Source organism: bacterium (assembly GCA_019695335.1).
GTDB lineage: Bacteria > CLD3 > CLD3 > SB21 > SB21 > JABWBZ01.
This window is the reverse complement of the sequence record JAIBAF010000014.1, coordinates 14,643-33,766: the sequence shown is the minus strand read 5'-3', so window position 1 is coordinate 33,766 and position 19,124 is coordinate 14,643. Positions and strand designations below refer to the sequence as shown.

12 protein-coding genes are annotated in these 19,124 nt (G+C 35.7%); all 12 read left to right on the top strand.

Going from position 1 to position 19,124, the window contains the following annotated elements; all coding sequences use genetic code 11:
* The first annotated feature begins 534 nt into the window (after nt 1–534).
* The 12 genes from rpmH to glgA all read left to right on the top strand — a co-directional run bounded on the left by rpmH (nt 535) and on the right by glgA (nt 19,122).
* Nucleotides 535–678 carry a 50S ribosomal protein L34 gene (rpmH, locus tag K1X84_05395; GenBank protein ID MBX7151053.1) on the top strand — a complete coding sequence of 48 codons (144 nt, stop codon included), beginning with the start codon at nt 535–537 and terminating at the stop codon, nt 676–678.
* 98 nt (nt 679–776) lie between these two features.
* Nucleotides 777–1,010: a membrane protein insertion efficiency factor YidD gene (gene yidD / locus K1X84_05390; protein ID MBX7151052.1), complete on the top strand. Its 234-nt coding sequence runs from the start codon at nt 777–779 to the stop codon at nt 1,008–1,010.
* 33 nt (nt 1,011–1,043) lie between these two features.
* On the top strand, nt 1,044–2,759 hold the full coding sequence (gene yidC, locus K1X84_05385; protein ID MBX7151051.1) for a membrane protein insertase YidC: 1,716 nt from the start codon (nt 1,044–1,046) through the stop codon (nt 2,757–2,759).
* A gap of 1 nt (nt 2,760) precedes the next feature.
* Nucleotides 2,761–4,149, top strand: coding sequence for a tRNA uridine-5-carboxymethylaminomethyl(34) synthesis GTPase MnmE (mnmE, locus tag K1X84_05380; GenBank protein ID MBX7151050.1), 1,389 nt, complete (start codon nt 2,761–2,763; stop codon nt 4,147–4,149).
* Nucleotides 4,150–4,219: 70 nt separating this feature from the next.
* Nucleotides 4,220–6,121, top strand: coding sequence for a tRNA uridine-5-carboxymethylaminomethyl(34) synthesis enzyme MnmG (mnmG, locus tag K1X84_05375; GenBank protein MBX7151049.1), 1,902 nt, complete (start codon nt 4,220–4,222; stop codon nt 6,119–6,121).
* Between the two features lie 3 nt (nt 6,122–6,124).
* Nucleotides 6,125–6,787, top strand: coding sequence for a 16S rRNA (guanine(527)-N(7))-methyltransferase RsmG (gene rsmG, locus K1X84_05370; GenBank protein MBX7151048.1), 663 nt, complete (start codon nt 6,125–6,127; stop codon nt 6,785–6,787).
* A gap of 180 nt (nt 6,788–6,967) precedes the next feature.
* Entirely contained in the window at nt 6,968–13,888 is a 6,921-nt protein-coding gene (gene sprA, locus K1X84_05365; GenBank protein MBX7151047.1) for a cell surface protein SprA, read from the top strand.
* Between the two features lie 353 nt (nt 13,889–14,241).
* Entirely contained in the window at nt 14,242–15,264 is a 1,023-nt protein-coding gene (locus K1X84_05360; GenBank protein MBX7151046.1) for a radical SAM protein, read from the top strand.
* 13 nt (nt 15,265–15,277) lie between these two features.
* Nucleotides 15,278–16,135, top strand: a complete 858-nt coding sequence (locus K1X84_05355; protein ID MBX7151045.1) for a low molecular weight protein arginine phosphatase — start codon at nt 15,278–15,280, stop codon at nt 16,133–16,135.
* Nucleotides 16,132–16,893 (top strand): DUF3108 domain-containing protein, encoded by a 762-nt coding sequence (locus K1X84_05350; protein ID MBX7151044.1) that lies wholly within the window; start codon nt 16,132–16,134, stop codon nt 16,891–16,893. Before K1X84_05355 ends, K1X84_05350 begins: the two co-directional genes overlap by 4 nt.
* A 33-nt stretch (nt 16,894–16,926) precedes the next feature.
* Nucleotides 16,927–17,640, top strand: a complete 714-nt coding sequence (locus K1X84_05345; GenBank protein ID MBX7151043.1) for an esterase — start codon at nt 16,927–16,929, stop codon at nt 17,638–17,640.
* Nucleotides 17,641–17,652: 12 nt separating this feature from the next.
* Nucleotides 17,653–19,122, top strand: a complete 1,470-nt coding sequence (gene glgA / locus K1X84_05340) for a glycogen synthase GlgA (GenBank protein MBX7151042.1) — start codon at nt 17,653–17,655, stop codon at nt 19,120–19,122.
* Nucleotides 19,123–19,124: the final 2 nt, after the last annotated feature.

Genomic DNA, 19,124 nt, shown 5'->3' with positions numbered 1-19,124 from the left:
TAAAGACAAATAAAACTTAAGCTTAATAAACAACCTGATCGGGTAATATTTCAAATAAAGGAAGGAAAATTACAAATTATAAATGATTCAACACAACAAGTTATTCACAATTAACAAATTATCAACACCAACCAGCTGTCTCTTTTTATCATGATAAATTTAAAAAAGAGTCAATGATTGTCAAGAAAGTTTTATTTAACGATTTAATGTTATAATGTTTATATTTATTTTTACTGAAGATGAGGTAAAACAAATTTTTCTTTAACAAATTTTTAAATGAACAAACTTTAATAAATATCACTGTAAAATCTTTATAAACAAATGTTTAAACACAATCAACCCGTTGCATGTGTTAAATATTTGTAATTATTTTGTTTAGCTAATTTAAAGGACTTGACGGTTGAGCATGAAGTATTGGAATAATATTAACTTGACTTTTTGAATTAATTAGATTAAATTCCCCACCCTAAAAGAATGCTTTTTTTGAAATAGCAATTATTTAAAATAATATTAAATAAATTCTTAGGAGTTAAAGTGAAACGAACCTATCAACCGAGTAAGCGGAAAAGAAAAAATAAACACGGTTTCAGATCACGAATGAAGACAAAGGCTGGCAAACGTGTGCTCGCTTCAAGGCGCGCAAAAGGCCGTAAAAAATTGTCAGTCAGTGATGAATAAATAATCTTTTTCTTTCAAAAATTTTAATGGCCAGGCTTCTTTCAAAAATTTTTTTGGAAGAAGCCTTGTTTGTTTTTATGCAATTGCTGATTCAATTGATCAAAATTTTACTTGTAATACTGATCAAGGTTTATCAGTGGACATTTTCACTGATTATTCCATCTTCATGCCGATTTTATCCTTCATGTTCACATTATGCTATAGAGTCACTTGAAAAACACGGTGTTTTGCGAGGGTCTTGGTTTGCCACCAAACGGATTCTGAGATGCCACCCATTTAATCCCGGTGGATATGATCCGGTTCCTGAGTGCACATGTCACAAATCTAACTAAAATTTTAAAACACGTTTGTAGGAGCGCTTTCTAATGGATAAGAAAACAATAGGTGCGATGGTACTAATTACGATTATTATTATTGCTTGGCCATTTTATACCAAATTAATCTCACCTGAACCAAATATTATCGAACATCCGGAAGTACTCGATACCACCAAAAGCGTTGCTAAAGAAACTGTACAACAACCATCGCTTGAGCTACGTACTGATACCACTACAAAAATCATGGTCAAAAAACAATGGTGGTCTGATGCGGTTGAAAATGATATTACAATTAATACGGATTTATATACTGCAGTTTTGTCAAATCGGGGCGGTGGAGTTCTTAAACAATGGCATTTAAAAAAATTCAAGGATTATACCGGTAATCAGGTCGATTTTATTGATCCACAAAGAAATTTGAACCTAGTGTTTAAATATCATGATGAATTGGTAAATTTGGACAAAGCTGTTTTTAAATCATCATCGACTAACTCGTCGGTTACTTTGTCGGACGACCAAACCTACACTTACTCTTACACTCTAACCTTTGATAGTACACGACAAATTGTTTTTACCTATACTTTTTATAATAATCAATATCACTATGATCTTAATGTTGAATTTAAAAATTTTGATGATGCTATTTCAAATTCAGAGTACCAATTGCAGTGGATATCCGGATTAAAGTCAACGGAGAAGAATTCCCTTGATGATTTAAGCTTTTTTAAATCGTATGTGCAGTTAGGAGAAGAAAAAGAAGAATTTGATATTAAAGAATCGGCTTCGTTAGAAACTCAATATACAGGTTTGACGAAGTGGGTTGCCTCCAGAACAAAATATTTTGTCTTATTTATGATTCCTCAGGAGAAGGATGGTATAGGTTGTTCACTAAAAGCTGAAACCGTTCATGAAAATGGAAAATTATCGCAAAAAAATAATTTTCTTAGTTTGATCATGAAGTACGAGGCGAATAAAATCGATCGTTTTAAAATTTATTTGGGACCTAGCGAATTTAGCATTCTGAATACGTATAATGAAAATTTGACCGTTATATTGGAGTGGGGTTGGGCAATTATTCGGCCACTAACAAAAGCCATTTTGTATACTTTCAATTTTTTATATGGGATCATTCCTAATTACGGATGGGTAATAATTATTTTTGCGCTGATCGTTAAAATTGTCTTGTATCCTTTGACTCATAAGAGCTACGTGGGTATGCAAAAGATGAAAGAAGTGATGCCTCGTCAAAAGGAAATTCAGAAAAAGTACAAAGATAATCCGACAAAAATGCAACAAGAAATGATGAAGCTATATAAAGAAATCGGATATAATCCTTTGTCGGGTTGTTTACCTATGTTGATTCAAATGCCTATTCTTTTTCCCATTTATAATGTTTTTCATGAGAGCATCGATCTTCGTCAGGCTCCATTTTTCGGATGGGTAAAAGATCTTTCTGTACCGGATACTATCGCAACATTGCATACGGGTTTACCTTTCATTGGCGATTTTAATGTAAATCCTTTGCCAATTTTTATGACTATACTCACTTTTGTTCAACAGAAATTGACCCCGATGACGCCCATGGGAGACTCTGAAGATCCAGCACAAAAATTCAACCAAAAATTCATGATGTATGGTATGCCTATCTTGTTCTTTTTCATTTTCAATAATTTTTCTTCCGGTTTGGTTTTATATTGGACAATTTTCAACGCACTAACTATGGGACAACAACTCCTAATTACCAATACCTCATTGAAAAAATAATATGATTTTGACCGACACAATTGCTGCTATAGCGACGCCCATAGGTATAGGAGGAATTAGTGTTATTCGCATTTCAGGTAAGAATGCAGTTGAGGTAGCTGATAAATTATTCTCTTCTAATATCCGCTTAAAGAACGTCAATTCCCATACCCTCCATTATGGGCAATTAACGGATCCGTTTTCTAACGAAACAATCGACAATGTTTTAGTTTCAGTTATGCTTGAACCTAAGACGTATACCGGATTAGACACTGTTGAGATTAATTGTCATGGCGGAATATTAAATACTCAAAAAATTCTCGATTTGATTCTGAAAAATGGTGCTAGGCTTGCTGAACCGGGTGAGTTTACCAAAATAGCTTTTTTGAATGGTAAATTGGATCTATCACAAGTTGAAGCGGTTGGCGATTTAATAAGCGCTAAAACTGAAGGAGCACGACGTTCCTCAGCCGCACAATTCATGGGCAATCTTTCCACTGAAATAAAAATTCTCCGTGAAGAATTAATAAAATTATGTTCTTTATTGGAACTCGATTTAGATTTTGCTGAAGAGAACTTGCTTGATATTAAAACCGATTCTGTCGTTAACAAGATAGAAACTATCGAGTCTAGAATATCGGAATTGCTTTCCACTTATAATTTTGGTCAAATAATTCGTAACGGAGCAAAAGTTGCTATAATTGGAAAGCCGAATGTAGGAAAATCGAGTCTTCTCAATTCATTGCTATTACGAAGTAGGGCCTTGGTTAGTGATGTTCCTGGGACTACCAGGGATTATATTGAAGAAACAATCGATATTAACGGGATACCATTCACATTAATTGATACGGCTGGAATACGGCATTCAACAGACAATATTGAAAACGAAGGTATCCAACTCACAAATGAAATATTGGCAAATAGTGACCTGATCCTTCTTATATTTGATATTTCAACTAAACTTGATGAAAACGATTTTACAATCATCAATAGAGTAAAAGAAGAATGTTCCAAATATAAAAACTTACATACCGTATTCATAGCAAACAAAATTGACCGTCCTCAAATTTCAATGCAACAACTTAAGGCCTTTGCTAATTCCGAAATTATAGAAATATCTGCAAAAGATAAAATCGGAATCACTAATCTGAAAGATCATATAACAAAAATTTTTAGCAACAATATTGGTTTTGATTCACCGGTTATTTCAAGACAAAGACACAAAATTGCTTTGGAAGAAAGTTTACAAAGTATCCGGCTAGCTAAAGATACTGTTATGAAAAGAATGTCATTTGAGTTTGCTTCAATTGACGTTCATAACGCTATTTCTCATCTCGGAGAAATTATTGGTGAAATTAAAAGTAATGATGTTTTAAATAACATTTTTTCTAATTTCTGTATTGGCAAATAATGTTTCACGTGAAACCACTATTTCTTGGCTATATTGTTCCACGTGAAACATTATAAAAGTATTTAAAAATATGAGTTTATACGACGTTGTAATAGTAGGTGGAGGGCATGCCGGATACGAGGCCGCCTTAGCTACATCAAGAATGGGATGTTCGACTCTCCTGATATCTATGGAATCATCAAAGATCGGGACACTTTCATGTAATCCTGCGGTTGGAGGTACGGCCAAGGGGCACTTGGTAAAAGAAATCGACGCTTTAGGCGGCGAAATGGGTTTCATAACTGATCAAGTTGGAATCCAGTTTAGAATTCTCAATTTATCGCGTGGGCCTGCAGTATGGTCACCCAGAGCACAGGTCGATCGCGCAGGTTACCCTAAAGCAATTCAAGCAAGTTTAAAAAAACAAAAACACCTAGAAATCAGGGAAGCAAACGTTGTAGAGGTTATTGTCGATCATTATCGAATTAAAGGTGTCAAAACTTCTGACGGCGAAATTATAAATTGCAAAGCCGCTATCTTGACTTGTGGAACTTTTTTAAATGGAATTATTCATATCGGACTTAAAAATATAAGTGCTGGAAGGTTTGGTGAAAATCCTGCTTTGGGAATCACCGAGTCACTTATAAGGTTAGGATTTGAAAGTGGACGCTTAAAAACCGGAACTCCTCCGCGAATTCACAAAGACACGATTGATTTTTCAGTTTGTCAGCCACAGTATGGTGATAATCCTCCTGAACCTTTTTCATATCGAACCGATTCTATAAAAAATCCACAAATCCCTTGTCATTTGACATACACAAATAAAACAACCCACGAAATTCTTAAATCGGGTTTTGAGCAATCACCAATGTTTACCGGTAGAATCAAAGGCATTGGACCTCGCTACTGCCCTTCTATTGAGGATAAAATTAATCGCTTTTCAGATAAAGAACGTCACCAAATTTTTTTAGAACCTGAAGGCTATGACTCGATTGAATATTATGTTAACGGTTTTTCAACAAGTTTACCTGCAGAGGTTCAGGAACAAGCAATTCGAACTATTCCCGGACTTGAAAATGTAAAAGTATTACGTCCTGGATATGCAGTTGAATACGATTTTTTCCCTCCTTTTCAAATCAATTTGAATATGGAAACAAAGTCTGTAGAAGGTTTGTTTTTCGCCGGACAAATCAATGGAACTTCAGGATACGAAGAAGCTGGGGCACAAGGTTTAATGGCTGGAATTAACGCGGCACTGAAAATTAAAAATGATGAACCGTTTATTTTAAAAAGAAATGAAGCCTATATTGGTGTTCTGATTGATGACCTTGTAAATAAAAGTACTTTGGAACCATATCGTATTTTTACCTCGTTAGCAGAGTACCGGCTACTATTACGTTATGATAACGCTGATCTGCGACTAACCGAATATGGCAATAAGTTGGGGTTAGTCGGCGATGTTCAATATGATTCTTACAAGAAAAAAGTAAGTTGTATAAATAAAATTCATCAATGGATCTCTAATCAAACTGTCGAGCCTGCCACCGTAAATCCGTTTCTAGAAGAACAGTCATCAAGTATAATTGAAAACCCGGAGCCATTGATAAAAATATTAAAGCGACCTGAAATTACTCTCAAGGATCTTTATAAAGGTTCGAAGATTTTTGCAGATGATATTCTTGAAGATTTGAACTATCGTGACACGCTTCGTGAAGTAGATACATCAATTAAGTACGATGGATACTTAAAACGTCAAAAAGAACAAGTTGACAAATTCATTAGACTTGAAGAAAAGAAAATCCCAAAACATTTCGATTATAAAGCTATCAAATCTTTGTCTGCCGAAGCAAAAGAAAAACTTTCAAAAATAAAACCCGATAATATCGGCCAAGCAGGCCGCATATCTGGTATAAGTCCAGCCGATTTGTCTTTACTTTTGGTATATTTAGAAAAAGGAAATCGCGGCAATCAAAATGCAAAAACGCAGATTTAGTAAATGGTTAATTATATTGATTTTAAATTCAATGACTTTTTTCAAACAATTGATAATTATATTCTTAAAACTACTCCTCAACAAAAAGAACAGTTTGAGTTGTATCTTGAATTTTTGTTGGAAGAAAATAAGAAATTTAATCTTATTTCCCGTAATGAAAAAAATATTCTGGAAAGGCATTTTCTAAATTCAGCTCTCATCGCTCATCTTTTAAAATTTTCCCCAACTGATAAAATTATTGATATAGGTTCGGGCGCCGGATTTCCTGGAATTATTTTAAAAATTTTATTTCCTCAATCTCATTTTTTTCTAGTCGATTCCATTACAAAAAAAACTAATTTTTTAAATGACCTCGTTTCAAAACTTAATTTAAAAAAGATAGAGATCGTTAATAAGAGAGTTGAAAATCTTTCAAAAGATTTTCTTAATGAATTTGATTTTGTTACAGCGCGGGCAGTTGCACGGTTAGATAAACTTCTTTTCTTATCCGAACCTTTAATCAACCAAAGCGGAACTTTGGTGTTTTTAAAGGGAAAGAGTTTTCAGGAAGAGCTCGATTTATTTCATAAGAAGAGTAAGGATTACAAACTTAACGTTTATCCTCTGGAGAAGCTTCCTTTTTCATATGGAGGAGATGGGGTTATTATTACAATCCAGCATTTATAAAATATTTTTTCCTTGAATTGAAGAATTCTTATATGTAAAATTTATACGCCTAACCGTCGTATCAACTGGAGATTATTTTTCACGCACCTTTCTACAATTTTCTAATACGTTCATATCTTATTGAACATGATCGTTTCTATTCAAATCGTTTTAATCTTCTGATTTTGTAAAGGTACTTGCGTGAAAAAACTGCCTCTGTCGGTGAGAATTTATACTTTATTCTCGATCTTCTTTCTTCTTCTTTTTTGCCATCCATCATATGCTCAGAGCGATTCTTCTATTGTAAGAATTGATTCAACCGGAATTCTTGATTCTTTAACTTCTGAAAACGAATCTGTACAAGAAGCAGAAAACTACTTAACGGGGCTTTTGTCGGCTTTTGCCGACCAATTCGGCATTAACGGATACATGCATCATATTGTATCGGAAACGATTATTGACGAAGCCGATTTGTTCGAAAATTCGTCTGTAACTCAATCAAGCTTTCAATTGTATCCTTTCAGCTATTCTTCAGCCATTTCTTTAAATCCAAATAACAATTTCTTTCTGTTACGTGGCCCATCGATTGACTTCTCACAAACACAAACTTTATTGCCCAATTATGCTTTAAATACAGAAATCGATACCGCTCAGAATTTTTACATTTTCCAAGACCGGTATGGTAGAGGGAAATACACGAACTCTTTCAAAGAAGAAACCATAGTTGACCGAGAAGAATATTTCAGAGAAAATTTTACAAACGAAATTCGAAGTTCGTTTACAAAATCTGTAACAAACAGCTTATCAAAACAAGAGGAGAAAACAGGGGGCGCGGTCCGACTTTTTTCGGCTACAGTTACGACCAATGAAACATTTCAAAAAATATTTGGCGGCGATGAGGTTGCAGTCGATGCAACCGGAAACATCAACTTAAGCGTTTCAGGCGCAAGTGAAAAATCTTCAAACCAGAATCAAACTACGGGAAAAACAACTCAATTCACTCCTAAATTCGAACAAAAACAGCAGTTCAATCTGCGCGGTACAATTGGCCGAAAAGTAGAAATTCTTTTCGATCAAGACAGCGAACGTGAGTTCGATTTTGAAAACAATATCAAACTGACATACACAGGATTTGACGACGAAATCCTACAAAAACTTGAAGCGGGTAATATAGACCTTTCGCTCCCGGGAACAGAGTTCGTAACAACCGGCGGACAAAACAAAGGGTTGTTTGGAGTAAAAGCGCTTTTTAAATTGGCCAACCTTAATCTCACCACGATCGCCAGTTTACAACGCGGTGAAAAAACAAAACTCAAATTTAAGGGCGGCTCTGAGCAAGGTACAACCATCAAAAGATCTTCCTATGAATATGCTAAAGCCAAATTCTTTTTTCTTGACAACTCATACAGAGACAATTATGAAAGTTATCAGGCCCGTTATCAACATACTTACTTTCCTGAAAAAGAAATTATTGCAATAAAGGTTTTCAAAGCCTCTCAAAACAACCAAAAAGTTCCTGGTAGTATTCAAGGAACTGCTCTTACGAATAACGGAATTCTTGCCGACCCCAACAGTGTTAATCTTAATTTTGAAACGCTTAAGCAACTTGATGCTACAGCTCAATCCGGATGGTTTCTAGAAATGGTAAAAGGCGCTGAATATACTTATGACTCACGGCTTGGTATTATAACAATGGCAACACCGGTACAACTGGGAGAAATTTTAGCTGTTTGGTTTCAAACCCAAGACGGTAATGAAATTGGCAATACTGATACTACCAACTTACTTTTAAAAATGATTTGGTCAAATAATCCTAGTCCTTCACATCCAACATGGAATCTTGAACTTAAAAATATATATGATTTTGGAGCACCGGGTTTATCCGAAGAAGAGACTCGTACCCTTAAAATAAAATTCAAACCTAATGGAATTAATAATGAACTGACCGTCGTGAATGATGCCGACAATAAATCTCGAGGCATCATGGAAATCTTGCATATTGACGAAGTTGGAGAAAATTCCGGCGGACCAGATAATATAGTTGATAAGGACGTTATCGACTTTGGAAGAAGTTATTTAATCTTTCCTAGATTGCGACCTTTTGACCCGGGTTTAAATAATTTATCCGGATTTTTAAACGAAGCATATCCTTCAGTTATTGGAACCGATTCAGTAAGATTCGCCAACTTTTATGATCTTGATCGAGGCGGCCTAAGCGAGCAAAAAAACAGAACCGCAAATCAATTTTCAATAGAACTAACGACTACAAAAAAAACAAGCACTATCAACTTGGGATTTAATGTGCTTGAAGGCAGTGAAGAAGTAATCCTCAATGGTACATCTTTACAAAAAGACGTGGATTATGTAATAGACTATTTTTCTGGAACGATTGAATTACTTAATCAGGCCGCTTTGCTACCAACTGCCGATCTTGAAATTAACTATGAGCAAGCACAGCTTTTTCAGATTGATAAAAAATCTATTTTTGGGGCTCGTGCAGAGTACAATTTATCGGAGCACGGTTTTGGGCAGAATTCATTTATTGGGACGACAGCATTATTTCAAAGCCAGTCAACAATCAACAAGCGAGTTCAATTAGGTGAAGAGCCATACAATAATTTTGTCTGGGATGTTAATACTAATCTTGAGTTCAACGCAAAATACCTGACAAATTTTGTAAACTATATCCCATTAATTTCCTCGAATCAACCATCGAAAATTAATATTCGTGCAGAATATGCAAAAATACTTCCAAATCCCAATACCAGCAATGGTCTTATTCGACAAAACGAAAACGGTGTTGCCTATATAGACGATTTTGAAGCTGTCAAAAGAACATTCCCGCTAGGAACGACCCGACGATCATGGATTTTATCCAGCACGCCAGCGTTCAAAGATTCTTCTATGCGAGGCAAATTCATATGGTTTCAAAATCAAGTTAAGAAACAAGACTTAAGCCAAATCGATGTAAACAATAGTGAAACAACAACCATTTTAGAAGTTGCGCTTAAACCCCAAACAAAAAATCCTTCTCTAATTTCAGAGTCATGGGGTGGTATTATGAAAGGTTTTTCTATTTCAGCCGCAAAAGAGCTTGCAGAAACCAAATTTATTGAACTTTGGATCAAAAATGAGACCAATCAAAAAACCAGAGTTACAATTGATCTGGGTGCAATTTCAGAAGACCAGAATGGAAACAATGAATTAGATAAGGAAATTAAATCCGGCCTTCAAATTGCTATCGGCGATGACGAAGACATTGGATTGGATAATTTTTCAAATGTAAAAGAAGATAGCATTTTGAGAAGTTTAGGTATTATTCCCGGTTCAACAAATGTAACCGTGGATCAACAACGAATTATTGATAGCCTACAAATTATCTATCCATGGGGTGTTATAAATGCTTCAACTGAAGATCCTTTCGGCGACGATTGGAATCCGTTTCAAGCAAAATTGGAAGGCGTTGATGATATCAAAAAAGCGATTAGCGATGGCAATATTGATCAAATAAAAGTAAATGGTATCGAAAAAAACGTGACCGGCAATGAAGTAGATGGTATTACAAAATTTGGTGATACAGAAGATCTGGACGGTAATGGTGTCATCGATCTGAACAATTCATTTTTTAGGTATTCTTTCTCAATAGATCCTAACAGTTCTGACACTAATTTAGTTATTGGAAAAGGTAAAGATCCTAATTGGCGTCTCTACAGAATTCCAATTTCAAGACCGGATACCGCTATAAACAATCCCAGTTTGCAAAATATCAGGAACGCACGATTGTGGGTATCTCCTGAAACAAATGACGCTTCGATTATTTCTTTTCAACTGGCCGAAATGCAATTTGTAAGTAGTGAATGGACCTTTCCTGAAGAAAATGCCAATGGACTTGTTCTGCCTCCGAGTATACCACCTATAAATGCTGATGATGCATCTAAAATTGTCGAAATTTCTTATGCAAATACAGAAGAAACTTCTTTTTATGATAAACCCCGTAGTGTTAAAAATGAATATATATCAGGACAGGCTGGTAATAACCGCGACAGGCAAGTCAAAGAACAGTCTTTGTCTCTTAAACTCAATAATTTGCCATCTACTGCATCGGCTGTAATTGTTAAAAACATACAATCATCGGATTTGCGTAATTATGGACGAATGCGCATGTTTGTTCATGGTGACACTCGTGGTAATCTTACATTACCCGTCGAAGATACTCAGACTAACCAAAGTCCTATAAAATTCTTCTTCCGTTTTGGAGGCGACAAAAATAATTATTTCGAAATTGAACAACCTTTATTTGCCGATTGGGCCGAAAGCAAAAATTCAATCAATATCGATTTTTCAGATTTATCCAAAAAGAAATTTGATGCCTCGGTTTCTCCGGATTCTTTAAACACAAAAACATTTGATTTAGGTGATGGAAAAATCCTCCGCATCAAAGGTAATCCATCAATAGCCTCTATCAGACAATTATATATAGGAGCGACTAACGATGGAAATTCGACACCTTACACTGGTGAAATTTGGGTAAATGAGCTTCGCGTATCGGATGTCAATGACGCTCCTGGATATGCCGCTAAAGCCGCATTGGTTTTTAATTTAGCGGACTTTGCTTCATTTAGCGGATTAATACAATATCGAACTTCAGAATTTCGAACTATTGATCAGCGATTTGATGCAAATTCAGGAAATGCACGAAATTGGAATTTTAGTGGAGGTGTCAATCTTCATAAATTTTACATCGAACGCTGGGGAATCAATTTACCACTCACTTTCAACATTAATCATAGCCAAGTTGATCCAAAATACGTACCTAATAACGATATTCTCGTTAAAGATGCCAGAAAACAAAACGGATTGAATTTAGAATCTCTGCGGAATCGCGCATTTGTAATTACAGATAGCTTAAACTATTTAAACTCCATTGAAGGCGATACTAGTTATATTAGCCGACTTGAACGTGAACAAGATAGTGTCGGCACTCAGATTTCGATCGCAGAAACTTTCGATTCTCGAATACGCACTATCAATACATCTCGTGGTTTCAGTCTGAGTTTCTCAAAATCAAAAAATGAAAACAATTTTTGGTTGCTTCGATATACCATAGACAATCTAACATCCAACTTCAATTATACGGTTTCTGAGTCGAAATCTCCCACCGTTGTCAACAGCAAAAATACTAATTGGACGAGTGCGACAGCTTACAATATGGGAGTCAAGAAACGATCGTTAAAAGTTTTCAAATGGATGCCTTTGGCTGAGACTCCATTCATTGGCTCAATTTTTAAAAATATTCAAGAAACAGACTTCAATTACAGTTTGCTAACCAATTTATCGACTGATTTTTCTTTGACATCTACTCGAACAGAAACTACTGAACGCGACGCGCAAGGTTTACCTGTCAAAAAACCTTTCTTTAACTCCTTGACGGCCACTCGAGGTTACTCCTTAGGAATAAGCCCTTGGCAATCTTTGAACTCAACGATCGCCGTCAAATATCAGTCAGACCTACGTGGCCTGTCTTCCGGACAAATTCTAAAAGGCATAACAAAAGGACTTAACCCATTTGACGGCTTCGATGATTTTGAATATCGGACAGCCATTGATACAATAAAAGGAAAAAATGATCCTGATTCTTTGATTTTTAATCGAGATTATTCAACAGCAAATTCTTTTAATCTCTCTTACTCTCCGACATCATTTCGATTCCTAACTCATACTCTTACCTACACTTCGACGCATTCGATTGTCCGCCAGCGGCCACCGCAAACACGATTTAATCAAGCTTCTCAATTAACGCGACGAATACAATTGGATATGACCTATAGTATTCGAAATTTCATATCATCTGTGGGTGAATCGATTGAAGGAAGTGGTAAACAAAAGCAGCCAACTGGTGGGCAGGAAAGTGGGCGTCGCGGAAGAAGAGACAAATTCAAAAGCTTAAGCTCGGGGGGCTCTGAAACACAAGAAACGCAAGATTCTACTCAATCAGAAAATACTTTCAAGAAAATCTCCCGAAAGTTCGGGTCTTTGACCGAAAAGGCATTGAACATGATTAATGATGTTCGTTTCAACACATCGTTTGATAATTCGGTTACCTTGAGTGGACTTGATCAACGCCCCGACCCATCAATGACGTGGTTCGGCTATACTACAACACCCAATAGCGATTTTCTTCATAATCTTTTTAGTTTCAACCTTGATACAATAGAACAATTTAATAAAAACAGAATTTATCAAAGCCAAGGACTCTTTACTTACCAGGCCCGCAAAACATTAAATTATGGATTTACGTACGGTTTCAATTTTATTTATTTCACTGTAGATCTTCGATTTGATTATACGGAAAGCCGTGGAATTGGTACTAACAATATTGAGACGCGAACAAAAACAACTTCGACGTTATTTCCGTGGCTACAGTCGTCTCCTTTACCAATATTTTATGATCTTACACTTCGAGCGTCGAATATTGGTCGTTGGCCGATCTTTAATCTTATGAGCGGTCTCACAAACAATATTAATTTCAACTTCAACTATAATTCGAAAAAGACTATGTTTTTTACTGAATATAAAAGCGATAAGCCAATAGGAGGAATTCCAGGTAAAGAATTTGTAAGTAATGGTAGAAAATTTGTTACAGACAACATAAGCACCAACAAAACTTTTCCGCAAATGGGTTTTGATATTATGTGGAAAGGCGGAATTACGCAGAATATTACTTTTACCAACACAAACATCGAAAATACACAACAAAAATCTAGGCAGACGACCAATTCCAAGTCTATAACCTCTACATTATCTTATGTCAAACGTGGCGGATTCCGTTTGCCATTGTGGTTTTTGAAAAATAAACAACTCAACAACGAAATACGGATTTCAAACACTTTTGCATACAATAAGAGACTTTCTTTTAACTACAACACAACTTTAGAAATTCCTGAAAAGAAAAAGACCGATGAAGCCACTATTTGGTCGCTTGAACCTAGAGTAGACTATTCATTCACCAGTCGACTGACGGGTGGAATGTTTTTCAAATACGAAAGCAATAAGAGTCTAATTGCGGGAAAAATCACTCGTGTCTTGGCTGGTATAAATATTAACATTTCAATTGGAACATGATATTATAATCGGTGAATAGGTGTATATCTTTCGTATATAAATTGCATCATACTTGTGTTTAAAATGTTAAAATAACAATAAGATCAGTTTTAATAACAATTTCTATCGTTATTTTCTAAAATTAAATCAAATAAAAACAATGCCCATCCGTCTGTTATTAACAAATTCACAACATAACATACTACTACTACTACGCTATAATTATTAACCTAAGAGATTTATCTTACCTTGATTTTACATAATAAATGCATTATCATGGATAAATCCTTTTTTGTAATAAAATTATGAATTACATCTTAACAGAAATTATCGATATACTATCACGTCCTAGAAATTTATGGAAAATACCAAACATGTTACTTGTTTTTTTCTCTTATGGAGTATGCAAAATAACGCGCAAGAATATTGTTTTTGGTTATCCGTTTTTAATGATGGTCGAACCTACTAATATCTGTAATTTGCGCTGTCCTTTGTGTATAACTGGAAGCAAATTAATGACACGTGAAGATGGTTTAATGGATTTGGATAAATTCAAAAAGTTGATAGATGAGATGGGAAGGTATCTCGTTCATTTGACTCTATGGAGCCAAGGTGAACCTTTTGTTAACCGGCAATTTACCGAGATGGTTCGATATGCTACTGATCGGGGAATAAAAACCATGACCAGTACCAACGGGCATTTTCTAATTGAAAACGCTGAGAATATTGTACGTTCAGGACTAAGCACTTTGATAGTCGCTGTAGATGGAGCATCACAAGAGACCTATGAGAAATATCGAGTCAACGGAAAATTTGAAAAGGTATACAAAGGTCTCCTTGCGGTTTCTGATTCAAAAAAAAAATTAGGAAGTAAAACACCCGTTATTGAACTGCAATTCATTGTTATGAAACATAATGAACACGAATTTGAAGCGATACGACAACTGGGGCAAGAGTGTGGTGTTCAGGTCTTATCGTTTAAAACAGCTCAAGTTTATACCGATGAACAAGCGGAGGAGTTTTTACCTAAAAACGAAAAATATAGACGGTATGAACTGGACGGCAACGGCCGATTCAAAGCACGTATAGAAGAGATCAATTTTTGCAGATGGGTATTACTATGCCCCGTTATTAATTGGGATGGAACCGTTTCGCCGTGTTGTTTTGATAAAAACGCTGAATATCCATTGGGAAACATTTTTTCAGACGGAGGAATGCGTCGTATCTGGAAAAATAGCGAGTATGCAAAATTCAGAAATCAAATTTTCAGAAAGCGAAAAGAAATACCGATTTGTACCAATTGTTCTGAGGGATTGGAGGTAGAAGTTTTCGAGAAGGAAGAAATTAAATCCAGTTCTTTTAATATAAAAACAACCAACGAACCCGTTGCTGTATAAAAACAGTTACCCTATGAAAAAGAAAAAAAAGAAACTTAAAAAAACTCAAAAAAAACTTTTGAAAAAAAAGAAAGCACGAGTGAAAAAAAGCACCTCAAAAAGCAAAACGATCAAGAAAAAGAAACACGCTAAAGTTGGCTCAAAAAAAATAGTTAAGAAAAAAAATAAAAATGAAAAGTCAAAAACCAGAAAGAAGATAATTTCAAAACGACGAATCAGTTCAATAAAAAAAATCTCGCCCAGAAATGATCGTCAGCGACCCACAGAACCAAAAATAATAAAATCGCCGTTGGATAATCTGGATCGGCCGTTTAATATTGTAGAGAGTTATATGGGAACCTATAGTTTTAATGATATTTATTCTGTTCTATTTGTTTGTACGGGAAACATGTGCCGTAGCCCTATGGCAGAAGGGATCTTGCAGAAGAAAGTTAAAGAAGAAGCGCCTCCAAGCCTGCTAGATAAAATTTGGATTCAATCATGCGGTATCTATGCTTTTGAGGGTAATAAGCCATCTGAAAAATCTGTCCAAATAGCACAACAAAACGGTATAGATATTTCTGCAATCCGGTCAAAATCAATTAATCGAGTCTTAGTCGAGCAATCCGATATTATTTTTGCGCTATCTATCGATCATCTTAATTTTATTTTGGACAATTTTCCGAGCGCAAGGCACAAAACATTCTTATTAAAAGCTTTTGGAAAGGAACGATCGGCAGGATTGATAGATTCAATTCCCGACCCAATGGGGCTCGGCATTGAATTCTATCAAAAAACATTTAATGAAATTCGGAACGTGCTTGACGAAATATTTCCCAATATTATTCATCGAGCCAATCAAAAAATCTATCCTAATTTAATCAGCTCATGATCATTAAATTATTGGTTGTTTTTTTAACGGTTTACATAACTTCGAATGCTGAAGAAAGTAAATACCAAGACGAATCACTCCGAAAAATTCAGAACAATGCATTTAAGGTTGGCGAAAAGTTATCATTTTCGATCGGGTGGGAATTTATTAGTGCCGGCACAGCGGTCCTAAACGTAGAAAGTGCAACGACAATCAACGATCGGCCTTGTTATTCTATTTCAGCTGTTACAAACTCCAACGCCTTTTTTTCAACGCTATATAAAGTAAGAAATCGACTGGAAACGTATGTCGATATGGAAGGTATATACCCTCTTCGTTATGTCAAAAATACAAGCGAAGGTGGATATAAACGAAATTTTGTAGTCGATTTTCATCATGATACGGGCAAAGCATCGATAGCCGATGTTGATTCTGGACAAACAGAAGTAAATGTCCCTGTTTATGTTCAGGATATTATATCAGCTTTCTATTACATACGGACACAGCCTCTAGCTATCGGAAATGAGATTACACTGTCAACTTTTGACAATGGAAAGTATCGTGATGTTATCGTAAAAGTGTTGCGGAAGGAGCGAGTTTCCGTAACTGCCGGTGATTTCGAATGTATTGTCGTTCAAACACCCATAGGACCTTTTAAAAACCGATCCGATCTTAATATTTGGCTAACCGATGATGCAAGAAAAATACCTGTTTTAATGAAAAGTAAAATTGCCGTAGGATCAATAAGAGCCGAATTGGAATCAATGGAAGGCGTTTAAAGAATTTAATTTTCTATTCTTGCGAGGAGATACATGCAACATTATATGCATGGATGGTATAGTGAAAGATTGAATAAACAAATGGATTTTATCCATTTTGGCAATACTGGAGCGCCGGTTGTAGTATTTCCGACGACTTTGGGAAATCATTTCGAGTTCTCCGATCGCAGAATGATTGAGCCTATTGCTGGAAAAATAGACAATGGGCTTATTCAGATCTTTTGTGTAAATTCTATTAATAATGACAGCTGGTACAATGAAACCATTCATCCGCATGAGAAAGTAAGACGGCATGTTATTTACGAAGAATATTTAATTCATGAATTTCTTCCGTATGTAAGACATCAAACAGGATCAGGCTATTTGATTCTTTTCGGCTGTAGTTTCGGAGGTTATCATGCAGTCAATTTTGCACTTAAACATCCTGAACTCGTTGATAAAGCAATCAGTTTGAGCGGATCTTTTACAATTCAAGGCTTTCTAAATGGTTATTATGATGATCTTTGTTATTACAATAACCCAGCTCATTATATGCAACATCTTAGTGATCCCTATTATATTGACCACTATAATGGCAAAACTGAACTGACACTTGTTACAAGCGATCTGGATCCTTGCCGTGAACGAAATGAATTTTTTCACAAAGTTCTTAGTGAAAGGAGTATTCGGCATCATTATTACTTCTGGGATAATGGTGTCGGGCACGATTGGCCGTATTGGCAACAAATGATCGGTCATTATTTATAAATTATTCACTTAATGAAAATTGCAATAGCTGCCAGCGAATGTGCCCCTTTTGCCAAGACGGGCGGTTTGGCCGACGTCATTGGAGCTTTACCTAAAGCTTTGACCGAAATCGGTTGTGAAGTTAAAGTTTTCCTGCCTAAATACTCTCTTATCGACGAAAGCAAATATTCATTGCATTATGAGTCCGAGATCGGTGAAATCCCTATCCGTGTAGCGGGTATTGTGCGCTCAGTGCATGTGCTAAGATCGAAATTACCACAATCAGATATCGATGTCTATTTTATTGATTGCCCCCATTATTTTTACAGGCGTTACATCTATACAATGGATCCGGATGAGGACGAACGATATATTTTATTTTGTAAAGCGGTTATTGAATCGCTGCAATACATGAAATGGGTCCCTGACGTGATCCATTGTAATGACTGGCAAACCGGTCTTATACCTGTATTTTTAAAAGACAACTATAATTGGGACCGAATGTTTGATAAGACTGCAACTATAATGTCTATTCATAATATTGCCTATCAAGGTCGATTTCCCGAATCTACTTTAGATAAAGCAGAATTGAAAAGAGTAGGCTATAGTCCGGGCGGGCCTTATGAATTTTACAATACATTTAGTTTTTTAAAAACAGGCATAGTCTTTTCCGAAGTGATTAATACAGTAAGTGAAACCTATGCGCAAGAGATTTTAACTGATGAATTCGGCGAAGGAATGGAAACAGTGCTATGGCCACGCCGAAGCGACCTTCATGGCGTAATTAATGGTATTGATTACCACACTTGGGATCCACAAAGCGATCCACACATCCCTTTTCATTATGACAAGGATAGGCTTGATCAAAAGCTGAAGAATAAGGAGTTCTTACTAAAAAATACATCCATTCCATTTAATCCTGATATACCGTTAATCGGAATAGTATCACGTTTAGTAACGCAAAAAGGATTCGATCTTATTGCGGATGCTTTGAGTGATCTGGCATTGCTTGAGGCACAATGGGTTTTATTGGGAAGCGGTGAAGATCGATTCGAACATCTATTTCGAGCGATAGCACATGCCATTCCTCATAAATTTTGGTCATACATTGGATTTAGTAATGAGTTGGCACACTTAATAGAAGCGGGAGCAGATATATTTCTCATGCCATCATTGTATGAACCCTGTGGATTGAATCAAATGTACAGTTTAAGGTATGGAACAGTTCCAATAGTTCGCAAAACCGGTGGGTTAGCCGATACGGTTTTGGACTGGCATGAACATTATGATCAATCAAACGGTAATGGATTCAACTTTAATGATTCAACCGTATATGCTTTGTTTACGACCGTAAATAGAGCCTTAGCTACGTTCAAAGATAAAACAACATGGAACAAAATACAGATAAACGGAATGAAAAAAGACTTTTCATGGAATTCTTCTGCAAAAAAATATAGGCTTCTTTATGAAGAAGCCTATATTAAGCGCAATAAAAACAAATAAAA